Below are 12,337 nucleotides of genomic sequence, written 5' to 3'. Positions count from 1 at the left end.
GGTACTTACGGATGCGGTCGCTGGGCCGCAGCGGCGGATCACACCACCTCGTACTCGAGAAGGAGCACGCCCGTGCTCGTCGGCGTGCAGGAGGTCAGCCGCAGCGGCCTCGGCCGGGCCGTCTCGCGGAACAACCGCTTGCCGGTGCCGAGTAGGAGGGGGTGCAGGAACAGCCGGTACCCGTCGACCAGATCGTTCGCGACGAGGTCCTGCACGAGCATCCCGCTGCCCAAGACGGCGATCGTGCCGTCGCCCTGCGCCTTCAGGTCGGCGACCGCCGGGGCGAGGTCTCCGTCGAGCCGCCGGGCGTTCGACCAGGTGAAATCGGTCAGAGTACGGCTGGCGACGTACTTCGGTGTCGCGTTGAGGTGTGCGGCCATCGGGTTGTCGTCGGGCTGGTTCGGCCAGAACTCGGTCATCTTCTCGTAGGTCCGGCGACCGAACAGGTAGGCCGTCGTCGACCGCAGCCCTTCCACCGCACTGGCTGTCTGGATGTCGTCGAAGTACGGCGCTGCCCAGCCGCCGTGCTCGAACCCCCCGTCGCGGTCCTCGTCCGGAGACCCTAGCCCCTGCATTACCCCGTCCAGCGTCACGAACTCGATGACCACCAGCTTGCGCATGACGGCACCCCTCAACTCGGTGGGCGACACCGCGTCACCCGCTCGCCCTCTACACGAACGCAACGCGCGCCGATCGACACTCGATCCGGCCGAGTTTCCAATCGGGCGGGACCACCGTCAGAGCCAGACGACGATCCCGGTCAGGTCGTTGAGCACGGCGGCCACGCCCGCCCGGATGGCGGCGGCGCACCGCTCGGCCGTGAACGAGTCCGGGTCGTACGTCGAGGACATGCCGAGCCCTTCGCCGCGGAACGACGCGCCCGACCAGTCGACGGCTGTGACGTTGTGGGTGGGCTCGGCCAGTTCGGCGCCCACCACGAGGAACTTCTCGTCGAGGTGGTTGGGGGTGACCATCGCTAGAGCGTCGATGAGGTCGTTGCCCGCGCTGACGACGAGATCCGGGCCCATCTCCATGGCCTTGACGATGCTCGGAACGGCGTCGTGGGCGGTGCCTACCGTGATCGTCCGAAGGGCGACGTCCTCGTCCTCGGCCCAGTCCTTGACCGCCGTCACGAGGGCCCTGGTCGGCTCGTCGTCACCGGCGGTGAGCAAGACGACCCGATAGTCCTTCGGCGGGTGGACGCCGGCCCACGAGCCGGGCTGCGGCGTGATTGTCGCCTCCGGTGTGGGCTTCGCCGAGGGATCGACGAACCCTGGGCCCAGGGTGCCGACGGCGCTGGGCGCGGGGCGTGGCTGTGACCAGTCGTTGCTGGAGTCGCAGCCGGCGACCAGCGCGGCGGTCGCGACCAGGATGGCAACGGCCCGAAGCGGAGGGCGCAAGGCGGTCGTCCTTTCGAAGGTGTGGAGAGGTGCGCGTACTGCCTCGTATTCCTATCTCAATTCCGGCCGCCGACAATCGGCGTGCTGCCCTGCCGGTTGTTTGTTCTTCGGCGGTTCGTCAACGGTCGGTTCGCTGTTCACCCACGGCATGCAACGTGCACTGGCCAACCGAGGGAGTCGCATGTCAGGGCACGTCCGCCGTACCGTTGTCGCCGTCGCTGCCGGAATCGCTCTGGCGGTGTTTCCGTTTCTGGGCGTCAAGGCGGCGTCAGCGCACGGCTTTTCGTCCACTGTGTACGCCAAGATAATCGCCGGCGACGAGGGTCACATTCGCACGGCTGTGGAACTCGAATACGACCTCCTCGTCGTGTCGGCCGCCGATGCCGGCGACGACGACCCGCTCTTCAGGGCCGGCACCGCCGCCTTCGAGGCGGGCGACAAGGGGGCGCAGGCAGCGGCGCTGAAGGCCCACACCGCGACAGTGTTGAGGTACGTCGCCGACCGCTTCTCGATCGACGCGGGGGGTGCGGCCTGCCGACCGGGTCAGGTGGGCGACCCGACGATCGGCGAGCGCGAGGGCGTGCCGTACGCGACTCTGGTGCTGGGCTGGACCTGCACCGGCGGAGCCGACGAGCACGAGGTGCGCAGCGGCCTGTTCCCCGACGACGAGGGGTACGTCAAGGGCACCAAGACGATCGTCACCTACGAGATCGACGGCCGCTCCGGCAGCGCGGCGCTCGACGCCGACCACCCCTCCTTCTCGACAGCGCAGGCCTGGTACGAGCGGTTCGGGGAGTTCTTCCTGCTCGGTGCCGAGCATCTGCTGTCCGGCATCGACCACATTCTGTTCCTGCTGGCGCTCATCGCCGGGTCGCGGCGCCTTCGGGAGATAGTGCTCGCGGCCACGAGTTTCACAGTGGCGCACTCGGTGACGTTCATGCTGGCGGCACTGGGCCTGGTCGAGGTGCCGGGGACGATCGTGGAGCCGGTCATCGCGCTGTCGATCGCCGTCGTCGCGGGCTGGCACCTGTGGGGAATCTGGCGGCGCGGTGAGCACGCGGCTGACCTGGACACGACCGGACGCGGTCACGTCAGCCTGGACCGGGCCGGCTGGATCCGCCTCGGTGTGGTGTTCTGCTTCGGCCTCGTGCACGGGCTGGGTTTCGCGGGCGCGCTCGGCATCGACGAGGCGTGGTCGTGGACGCTGCTGTGGTCCCTGCTGGTGTTCAACATCGGCATCGAGGTCGTCCAGTTGGGGATCATCGCGGTCGTCTTTCCGCTGCTGCTCGTGCTGCGCCGCCGTACGCCGAAAGCTGGCGTCTGGATGACAGGCGCTGTTTCGGCAGGCGTGTCCATTATGGGGCTGGTCTGGTTTGTGCAGCGTGTTTCCGGGTCGTGAGCAGAGCTGATTAGTTCGGGAAGTGCAGCCATCTGCAAGATCGCGTTCATTGTCGGTTCATCGGGCAACGAAAGCTTGGATCCGCCTGCCCGGCGTCGGGCAGGGACAATCCATCTCTCTATTCGAAAAGGGAACAATGTCGATGACATTGAGCACCTCGACACGGGCCTCCGGGCTCGTGCGGCGGCGCCTGGTCGCCGGGGTCGTAGCCGGATGCCTCGGGATGGGCGCGGCCCTCGGCAGCGGCCTGATGACCGGCGCCAGCGCGGCCGAGTCCACCACGATCAGCAGCGTCATCCTCGGCGTCGGCGCCAACGAGACCCAGCGCATCGTGACCTGGTACTCCTCCGCCGACACCGCGCAGAAGATCCAACTCGCCCCGACCGCCGAGATCGTCAACGGCGAGTTCCCGGCCAGCGCGGTCAACTTCGACGCCGTCGGTGCGGCGAACACCTCGACCACCGGCTTCAACCGGCACGCCACGATCAGCAACCTGCGCGAGAACACGGCGTACTCGTACCGGGTCGGCTCCGAGGGCAGCTGGTCCCCGGCGTACGCATTCAAGACGCAGGACTTCGAGGGCGACTACGACTTCCTGTTCTTCGGTGACCCCCAGATCGGCTCCTCCGGCGACCGGCTGATGGACCAGGCCGGCTGGGAGGAGACCCTGAAGGTCGCCACAGCTGCCAACCCGAACGCCGAACTGCTGGTCTCCGGCGGCGACCACGTCGAGTCCGCGAACGACGAGGGGCAGTGGACGTCGTTCATGGCACCCGACCAGCTGCGCCAGTACCCGGTGGTCGCCACCATCGGTAACCACGACGTCGGCGGCAAGTCCTACGAGCAGCACCACTTCACCCCGAACACCGACCGGTCGGCCCCGTACTACGACAACGGGAACCCGGCCGGCACCAAGTCCGGCGGTGACTACTGGTTCGTCTACAAGGACGTGCTGTTCATCGACATCAACAGCAACAGCTACAAGCTGTCGACCGACGGCAGCAACGCCGGTGACGCCGCGCACGTCTCGTACATCACCGACGTGGTCAACAAGCACGGCTCCGAGGCCAAGTGGAAGGTGCTTGTCTACCACCACTCCATCTACTCGCCGGCCAGCCACGCGACTGACAGCGACAACAAGCAGCGGCGCGAGGACTTCACCACTGCGTTCTCCAACCTCGGCATCGACATGGTGTTGCAGGGCCACGACCACAGCTACTCGCGCAGCTACTCCATCAAGAACGGGCAGAAGGAGAACCCGGCCGAGAAGCCGGGTGCCGCCGACGTGTTCCCCGGTCCGGGCGGCGTCATCTACGTGACGGCCAACTCGGCCTCCGGCTCGAAGTACTACGACATCAAGAAGCCGGACAGCAGCGGCACCGGCATCCGTGGCAACGGACCGGACCCGCTGGACCCGAGCAAGTACTGGTACAACTCGGTGCAGAACCAGGAGCACGTCCGCAGCTACGTCAAGGTGCAGGTGCGCGGCGACAAGCTGGTCCTGGCCAACGTCCGCAGCGGCACCTGCGCGGCACCGAACGCGGCCGTCGAGAAGGGCCTCTCCTGCGTCAACACCCCGGACGGTCAGCCGGTCGGCTCGATCGTCGACAACGTGACGGTGCACCCGTACAACGGTGACGGCCAGTCCATCCAGGTCAACGTGCCGAACCCGGCGCCGGGCGAGTTCGGTTGGACGATCGACGGCTACAACGGTCTGGTCGACCTCGGTGTCGCGCAGGAGCGTGACGGCACCTACTTCCAGGCCAACGGCAAGATCAACCCGATTCTCGTGTCGGACAGCCGCCGCTCTCTCGCCCCGTGGTCGATCTCGGCAAACGTGGGTGACTTCCAGGACGGCGACAAGAAGTTCTCCGGCTCGTACCTGGGCTGGACCCCGTACGTCCTCGACGCCGGTGCCGGCGCCGAGGCCGGTGCTCCTGTCCTGTCGTCCTTCGACGACCAGGGCAAGGGCCTCTCGGTCTCCAGCGGCCTCGGTGCGGCCGCCCAGGGCCACCCCCGGGGCGGCGCGAAGCTCGGCGCCGACCTGGACCTGAAGATCCCGGACAACGTCGTGAAGGGCAGCTACCGCGCCACCCTCACGATCACCGCGCTGAGCAGCTGACCGGCCCCGTGTGAGCCGCGGGGTAGGCACCTTCGCGGGTGCTTACCCCGCCGCTCGTTCCCACCTCCGACCCGCCTGAGGACCCCGAGATGCCAACGACCGCAACGCGCCGGACAGCTACCGTCGCCGCCCTGCTCCGTACGACAGCTCTGTCCCTGCTCGCCGCCGTCGCTGCCGTCGGCGTGGGCGCCGGGCCCGCCGTGGCGGCGGACGGCGACGTCGCCTGGACGGTCCGGACGGCCTCCAACAGCTACGGCGCCGCCCGGTCCAGCTACAGCTACAACGTCAACCCCGGCGGCACCGTCGAGGACGCCATGGTGGTGGCCAACCGCGGCACCGCGGCACTGAAGCTGTCCGTGTACGCCGCCGACGGTTTCACCACCGACGCCGGCCAGCTCGACCTACTGACCAGGGACAAGAAATCCGTCGCGATCGGCGCCTGGGCGCACGTCGGCACCGACAGCGTGGTGATCCAGCCCGGAAAGACCGCGCAGGTCCCGTTCCGGATCAGCGTTCCCGGCAACGCCACGCCCGGTGACTACGTCGGTGGCGTCCTCACCGCGCTGACCCAGGCCAACCAGGCCGAGGGCATCAACGTGGACCGTCGCCTCGGCATCCGGATCAAACTGCGCGTCGGCGGCGAACTCACTCCGAACCTCGCCATCGAGGACTTCCACGTGCGCTACGACGGCACCCTCAACCCGTTCGGCAAGGGCGACGCGACAGTTTCGTACCGGATCCACAACACCGGCAACGCGGCCCTGTCCGGCCAGCAGGACGTCTCCGTCTCGGGCCCGTTCGGCATGCTGCGGGTACGGGCCGACGAGATCGCCGCGCCCCCGGAGCTGCTTCCCGGCGAGAGCTGGGACGTGACGGTGCCCGTGCACGGCGTGACCCCCGCGGTCCGGCTCGCGTCGACCGCCACCCTCACACCTCTGCTCACCGACGTGTCCGGCTCCACCACCTCGCTCAAGCCCGTTCGGGCCACGGCGCACGGATGGGCAGTGCCCTGGATGCTGACGTTGGCGGTGGTCGCCCTGATCGTCGTACTCGTGGGTGCTCTTCTGTACCGGCGGCGCAGCCGGTCCCAGCGCAGGACGCGGGAGGACGCCCGGGTCCGGGACGCCGTCGCCAAGGCGCTGCGCGGCCAGGGCACGCAGACGGCCTGACGCCCGGCCCCTTGTGGGTGAACACCGCCCAGCCGAGGGCCGGCAGCACCGCGTAGCCGGCATGCTGCGACGGATGACGCCGGCACGGAGGGGGATTCCAGATGATTGACGGGGATGTGCCAGAGCGGATGCAGGTCGCGGCCTTCGACGAGTTCGGCGGGCCGGAAGTGATCACCCTGCGGAAACTGCCAGTGCCGGAGGTCGCCGCCGACGAGGTGCTGATCAAGGTGTTGAGCGCCGGCGTGGGCGTGTGGGACGTGTTCGAGCGGCAGGGTGTGCTGGTGCCCGAGGGCACCGAGTTCCCGATCGTGCCCGGCTCCGACGGCGCCGGGACGGTCGTCACAGTGGGCAGCCAGGTCACCGGCATCGCGGAGGGCGACCTCGTCTACGTCTCCGCCACCACGCGACCGAAGGGCGGCTTCTACGCCGAGTACGCGGTGGCGAAGGCGGAGTACGTGGCGAAGGTGCCCGACGGTGTGCCGGCCGAGCACGCCGGTGCCCTGTCCACGGACGCGCTTACCGCCCTGGCCGGACTGGACGCCCTCGGCCTGCCGTCCAACGCCTGGCTGCTGATCTTCGGGGCGAGCGGCGGTCAGGGCCACCTGGCCGTCCAGTTGGCCAAGCGGCAGGGGCTCAACGTGATCGCCGTCGCCTCCGGCCCGGACGGGGTGGCTCTGGTGACCCGGCTCGGCGCCGACGTGTCCCTCGACGGCCACGGCGACACCGCCGAGCTGCTCGCGCGGATCCGGGACTCGGCACCCGACGGGGTGGCAGGCATCCTGGCGATGGCCGGCGGCGAAACGCTCGACCGCCTTACCGAGGCGCTGGCCGACGGTGGCGCTGTCGCGTTCGCCCACGGCGTGCGACCGGAGCCGAGCGAACGGCCCGGAGTGCAGGTCCGGGCGTACGACGGTGTATCCAACCCCCGCCAGTTGCAGCGCCTCAACGAACTGATCGAGGCCGGGCCGTTCGTGGTGCACGTGGCCGAGAAGTTCCCGCTGGGCAAGGTACGGGAGGCACACCAGCGCCTGGAGACCTCCTACCTGGGCAAGCTGCTGCTGACCATCGCCTGAGGCGTCACGCGGTGCGCTGCTGCGGCACGCGTACCGACGCCATGCCCGCCGCGGTCGCGGCCTGGATGCCCAGGTCGGTGTCCTCGAAGACCAGGCAGGAATCCGGGGGTACGCCCAGCTGCCGCGCCGCGAGCAGGAACGCCTCCGGGTCCGGCTTGGCACGGGTGTAGTCGTCCGCGCAGACCAGCACGTCGAAGCGGTCCAGCAGACCGAGCGCGTCGAGCGAGGAGGTGACCGACGCCCGGGTGCTGCCGGAGACGACGGCGAACGGGACCCGCCGGTGCGCGTCGTGGATGTGCGCCAGCACCTCCGGCACGGCGGCCAACTGCGGCAGCAACTCCTGGTAGTAGCGCTCACGGTTCTCGACGACTGCCGCCACCGGCATGCGCAGACCCTGCTGCTCGTTCAGCGCCACCACGATGTCGGCGGTCGGCCGCCCGCCCCACGCGTAGAAGAGGTCCTCCGGGAACTCGCAGCCCCACTCGTCGAGGGCATGCTGCCAGGCCAGATAGTGCAGCGGCATCGAGTCGACGATGGTGCCGTCGCAGTCGAACAGGTACGCGGCGAACTCACCGGGAGGCAGAGGCAGACTCACCGGGGAAAGGGTACAGCGCTTCAGCCGTCCGCCACGGACGCCAGCCGGCGCAGCAGGTGCGCCCGTTCCGGCTCCGTGCCGACAAGAGCCAACGCGCTGCGGTACGACGCCGCGGCCTCGTCGTCGCGGCCGAGCCGGCGCAGCAGGTCGGCGCGGGTCGCCGGATACAGGTGGTAGCCGCGCAGCCGTGGATCGTCGGCCAACCCGTCCAACAGCGCGAGCCCCGCCTCCGGCCCGTCCCGCATCGCCACGGCGGCAGCCCGGTTGAGCGCCACGACCGGCGAGGGGACCATGGTCAGCAACACGTCGTAGAGCGCCACCACCTGCGGCCAGTCGGTGCTTGCCACATCGGCGGCCTCGTCGTGCAGCGCGGCGATCGCCGCCTGCACGCCGTAGGGGCCCGGCCGCCCTCCGGTGAGCGCTACCAGCACCAACGCCCGCCCCTCGTCGATCATCGCGTGGTCCCAACGGGTGCGGTCCTGGTCGTCCAGGAGGACGACCTCGCCGTCCGGGCCGGTTCGCGCGGCACGCCGGGCGTCGGTGAGCAGCATCAACGCCAGCAGCCCGGCGACCTCCTGCTCGCCGGGCAGCAGCCGGCGCAGGATCCGGGCCAGCCGGATGGCCTCCTCGGTGAGGTCGGTCCGCTGCAGGTCCGGGCCGGAGCTTGCCGCGTACCCCTCGGTGAAGATCGAGTAGACGGCCTGAAGCACCGTGGGCAGCCGTTCGGGCAACTCGTCGGCGCCGGGCACCCGGAACGGGATGCGCGCGTCCCGGATCTTCCGCTTGGCCCGGACGAGCCGCTGGGCCATTGTCGTCGGCGGCACCAGGAAGGCACGCGCGACCTCGGTAGTGGTGAGACCGGCGAGGAAGCGCAGGGTGAGCGCCCCGCGATCCTGGGCGGGAAGGGCCGGATGCGCGCAGGTGAAAAAGAGCGCCAGCCGGTCGTCGGGCAGGTCGCGGTCGGCATCGGCGGGCGGAGCGGGCCCGGCCCGCTCGGCCTCCGCCTGGAGCACCGCGAGCCGGGTCGCCAGCACCCGGTCGCGACGCAGCCGATCCACGGCGCGGCGGCGGGCCGTGGTGAGCAGCCACGCGCCGGGCCGGCTCGGGACACCCTCGGCCGGCCAGTGCACCAACGCCGCCTCGATGGCCTCGGAGGTGACCTCCTCGGCCAGGTCCAGGTCGCCGAATCGGTGCACGAGCGAGGCGAGCAGCCGTCCGCGTTCCTCCCGGAACACCGCCTCCACGGACGAGCCGACGGCTGCCCCCTCGCCGCGCACGTGTCAGACCCCGACCGGGATCTCGGCGATCGGACGCACCTGCACCGACGCGCCGCCGGTTGCCCCGGGGCTGCGCGCCGCCCACTTCAGCGCCGCGTCCAGGTCCGGGACGTCGATGATGTCGTACCCGCCGAGCACCTCGCGGGTCTCGACGAACGGCCCGTCGGTGATCGTGCGTTCGCCGTCCGCGCCGACCCGCACGCTCGTGCACGTCGTCAGGTCCTGCAACGGGTGCCCGGAAACCCAGATCCCGGAATCCTTCATCTCCCGCTCGTAGCGGATCCAGTCCTCGAAGGTGCACTGGTCGCCGGCCTCCGCGTCGGTGGCGGCGCTCATGTACAGCAGCATGTACTTCACGTTTTGGCTCCTCTCGGTGCGGCAGGGTCGCCGTACAGCATGACGACGAACGAAGCCCGAGGATGTCGACACGGCAGTCGGAGAACTTTTTGCGGCCCGCCGTCCGACGGTCTCAGGCCGGGGCGTCCGTCCGGCGGCGGCTCCGCTCGGCCCGCCGCCGCACCTGCTGGTACGCGCCGGTCAACCCCATCGCCCGGCGTACCTCCACCAGGGTATGCCGCACCACCTGCCGGGTCCGTTCGGTGCCCTCGACGATCAGCCGGTCGACAAGCCCACGGTCCGCCTCGATCTCCGCCCGCCGCTCCCGGATCGGCGCCAGGAACCGTTCCAGCGCCACGACCAGCCGCTCCTTGACCTCCACGTCACCCACCTGCCCGGCCCGGTACCGCCGGGCCAGGTCCGCGACCTCGTCGCGGTCCGAGTTGAAAACCTCGTGGTACGCGAAGACGGGGTTTCCCTCCACCGATCCCGGTACGTCCGCCCGTACCCGGTTCGGGTCCGTGTACATCCCGCGCACCTTCCGGCGCACAGTTGCCGGGTCGTCGGAGAGGGCGATCGTGTTGCCCCGGCTCTTGCTCATCTTCGCCGCGCCGTCGGTGCCCACCAGACTCGGTGTGTCCGCCTGGATCAGCTCGGGCACCGGGAAGACCGGCCCGTACAGATGGTTGAACCGACGGGCGATCTCCCGGGTCACCTCGACGTGCGCGGCGTTGTCCCTGCCGACCGGGACCACCTCGCCCTTCACGCAGAGGATGTCAGCGGCCTGGAGCACCGGATAACCCAGCAGCCCGTACGGCATCTCCTCCTTGCCAGCGTCGCGGGCCATGTCCTTGAGCGACGGCACCCGTTCCAGGCGCGGCACGGTCACCAGGTTCTGTAGCAGGGTGTTGAGGTCGCCCACCTCCGGGATGGCCGACTGGAGGTAGAAGGTTGCCCGGTCCGGGTCGACGCCTGCGGCGAGGATGTCGGTCACCATCTCCCGGGCGTTGCCGGAGACCTGGTCGATGTCCTCGCGACGGTTGCGCGTGGTGAGCATGTGCAGGTCGGCGATGATGAAGAAGCTCTCGTACCGCTGGTGCAGCCGCACCCGGTTGGCGATGCTGCCGACGTAGTGGCCGAGGTGCAGGCGACCGGTTGGCCGGTCGCCGGTGAGCATGCGTGGGACGGACATGGTGGTGTGCCTTTCGTGCGGGAAGGTGGGCTACGCGTGGGCGCGCGTCGAGCGGGGCGAATCCGCCCCGCTCGGTCGGCGGGATCGACTCAGCGAGCCGTCCGCCATCGCGCGCCGGCGCGGTAGCGCAGGCCACCGGCACGGAGGACATCCAGGAGCTGCTCACGGCCGTCGCCGGAGCTGGTCGGGAACGGGGGCACCACAACAGTCAGGAGATCGTCGACCGTCTCCGATGTGCAGCTGCCCGTCTGGACCACGGGCTCAGATTACCCGCGGCGCCGACCCGGGGGGCGGAACGTACCGGTCGCTGTAGTAGTTGCCGACGCGCTTTCGGTACTCCGGGTCGACCTGCTCCGCTTCGAACGGCGGAGCGTCCTTGATCTCCTGCCGGGTCCTGTCGACGTGCACGACGCGCTCCTGGTGGTTCACCTCGGCCACCGTGCCGGCCGGCAGCAGCACCTTCTGGCCGAAGATCCACGGCCCGGTGTCCACCACCAGGTACCCGGCATCGGTCTCGTCGCTCGCCTCGTCGATGGTGCCGATGCGCCCGTCACTCGCCTGCACCTGGTAGCCCACCAGGTCCACGGGCGTTCCGGGTCCGGGTGCGTCCGGGCGGCCGTCCCCGCCGTCCTGGCGCTGCGGCGGTGTTACCGACGGGGTGGTCTGGCTGTACCCGCCAGCGAGGGCGGACGGGTCCCGCCAGGTCCAGGGATTGAAGATCGAGGGTTGCATGGGCACCTCCGGTGGACGGCGACAAGCTGTCCCCTCTCGCAGTGCCCACCAGGCTGTCCCCGGAAACGGACGCGCTCCCCACCGGCAGGACCCGTCGACGCCGGCTCGCGTCCGTGATCAGGCTGTTGAGCAGGGCCGGTGGCATACTCGACTGCCATGGTGTTGTCACGGGGGTGGGCCCTCTTCCTTGTCGGCGTCGGGATCTGGACCTGGGTGATCTGGCCGAGATTCGCTGTCGCCATCTGGCAGGACCCACGCTCCTGGGCGTCCGGCACGGTGGCCGACGGCGCCGGCACGAGCTTCCTCTGGGTGCACGCACTGCTGATCGCCGCGTCGCTGCTCATCGGGACGACAGTCGGCGTCCTGGGCGTCCGGGCCTGGTTGGCCGCCCGTCGGCGGCAGGCGTCCTGACCTCTCCGGAGCAGCTCGACGCCGGCCACCTCGATCGCCGCTCGCCGGGCAGGCCAGTCCGCCCCTCAGGGGTGAGTCATCCGGCCGCGGCGGAAGTGTGACGCGGACCGCTACCCACGGATTTGACGATCAAACCCGTAGGCGCGTAACTTTCTCTCTGCCAGCGCGGAACGGGGCAAACGGGACGAAAGTTCTGGAGCCCCGAAACGGACTGGCACCGGGTCAAGCAGGGGTTCGCTCCTGTGCGACGCGGTCCGGGCGGGGCTCGCCGGATCGGCCGTGAGGCGGATTTGGCGCAGCGAGACCGACCGGGTAAGGTTCACCTCCGGCAGGGCACCGGGCGAGCCCGCAGGAAACTGCGGCGGCCGGCCTGCCAAATCCGACGATCTGACGCAGCAGTTCGCTGCTGCGTGAGCGCGCCGGGACCAACCCGTACCAAGCACGACAGACCGGGACACACGGTTTGACACGGCGCAGACGGTGAGGTAACGTAGTAAAAGTGCCCGGCGCGAGAGCGGCGGGCAACGGAACGAAAAGCCCCGCGAGGAAGCCTTCGGGTTTCTGGTCGGTGTGTGGTTGTTCTTTGAGAACTCAACAGGGTGCTTTGTAAAGCCAGTGCCAATTATGATTT

At 69.6% G+C, this 12,337-nt stretch carries 12 protein-coding genes; 5 read left to right on the top strand and 7 right to left on the bottom strand.

Annotation, left to right across the window (positions count from 1 at the left end; all coding sequences use genetic code 11):
• Positions 1-38: 38 nt before the first annotated feature.
• Together ADK66_RS00060 and ADK66_RS00055 are read right to left on the bottom strand one after the other, a co-directional pair.
• A complete protein-coding gene (locus ADK66_RS00060) occupies positions 39-620 on the bottom strand; it encodes a dihydrofolate reductase family protein (RefSeq protein WP_053651378.1) in 582 nt (193 codons plus the stop codon).
• A gap of 117 nt (positions 621-737) precedes the next feature.
• Entirely contained in the window at positions 738-1,400 is a 663-nt protein-coding gene (locus ADK66_RS00055) for a hypothetical protein (RefSeq protein ID WP_053651375.1), read from the bottom strand.
• Between the two features lie 181 nt (positions 1,401-1,581).
• Between ADK66_RS00055 and ADK66_RS00050 the strand changes: the two genes are divergently transcribed.
• From ADK66_RS00050 to ADK66_RS00035, 4 genes are all read left to right on the top strand, one after another.
• Positions 1,582-2,799: a HupE/UreJ family protein gene (locus ADK66_RS00050; protein WP_053652290.1), complete on the top strand. Its 1,218-nt coding sequence runs from the start codon at positions 1,582-1,584 to the stop codon at positions 2,797-2,799.
• Between the two features lie 142 nt (positions 2,800-2,941).
• Positions 2,942-4,921, top strand: a complete 1,980-nt coding sequence (locus ADK66_RS00045) for a metallophosphoesterase family protein (protein WP_053651374.1) — start codon at positions 2,942-2,944, stop codon at positions 4,919-4,921.
• Positions 4,922-5,010: 89 nt separating this feature from the next.
• Entirely contained in the window at positions 5,011-6,090 is a 1,080-nt protein-coding gene (locus ADK66_RS00040; RefSeq protein WP_053651371.1) for a WxL protein peptidoglycan domain-containing protein, read from the top strand.
• A gap of 101 nt (positions 6,091-6,191) precedes the next feature.
• Positions 6,192-7,163: an NADP-dependent oxidoreductase gene (locus ADK66_RS00035; RefSeq protein ID WP_197281378.1), complete on the top strand. Its 972-nt coding sequence runs from the start codon at positions 6,192-6,194 to the stop codon at positions 7,161-7,163.
• A gap of 4 nt (positions 7,164-7,167) precedes the next feature.
• Here the strand turns inward: ADK66_RS00035 and ADK66_RS00030 are convergent, their stop codons facing one another.
• The 5 genes from ADK66_RS00030 to ADK66_RS00010 all read right to left on the bottom strand — a co-directional run bounded on the left by ADK66_RS00030 (position 7,168) and on the right by ADK66_RS00010 (position 11,295).
• Positions 7,168-7,758 carry an HAD family phosphatase gene (locus ADK66_RS00030; protein ID WP_053651367.1) on the bottom strand — a complete coding sequence of 197 codons (591 nt, stop codon included), beginning with the start codon at positions 7,756-7,758 and terminating at the stop codon, positions 7,168-7,170.
• A 20-nt stretch (positions 7,759-7,778) separates the two neighbouring features.
• Complete coding sequence (locus ADK66_RS00025) at positions 7,779-9,035, bottom strand: RNA polymerase sigma factor (RefSeq protein WP_053651365.1); 1,257 nt, start codon at positions 9,033-9,035, stop codon at positions 7,779-7,781.
• Between the two features lie 3 nt (positions 9,036-9,038).
• Entirely contained in the window at positions 9,039-9,383 is a 345-nt protein-coding gene (locus ADK66_RS00020) for a YciI family protein (protein ID WP_197281394.1), read from the bottom strand.
• A gap of 121 nt (positions 9,384-9,504) precedes the next feature.
• On the bottom strand, positions 9,505-10,563 hold the full coding sequence (gene trpS, locus ADK66_RS00015) for a tryptophan--tRNA ligase (protein WP_053651361.1): 1,059 nt from the start codon (positions 10,561-10,563) through the stop codon (positions 9,505-9,507).
• 261 nt (positions 10,564-10,824) lie between these two features.
• The gene (locus ADK66_RS00010) at positions 10,825-11,295 is read right to left on the bottom strand and encodes a PRC-barrel domain-containing protein (protein ID WP_053651359.1); all 471 of its coding nucleotides are present in this window, start codon (positions 11,293-11,295) and stop codon (positions 10,825-10,827) included.
• 156 nt (positions 11,296-11,451) lie between these two features.
• Between ADK66_RS00010 and ADK66_RS00005 the strand changes: the two genes are divergently transcribed.
• A complete protein-coding gene (locus tag ADK66_RS00005) occupies positions 11,452-11,706 on the top strand; it encodes an SCO4848 family membrane protein (protein WP_053651357.1) in 255 nt (84 codons plus the stop codon).
• The last annotated feature ends 631 nt before the right edge of the window (positions 11,707-12,337 follow it).

Origin of the sequence: Micromonospora sp. NRRL B-16802 (assembly GCF_001279555.1) — a bacterium.
In the GTDB taxonomy this organism is placed as follows: domain Bacteria; phylum Actinomycetota; class Actinomycetes; order Mycobacteriales; family Micromonosporaceae; genus Micromonospora; species Micromonospora profundi.
This window is presented reverse-complemented; position numbering and strand designations above follow the sequence as displayed.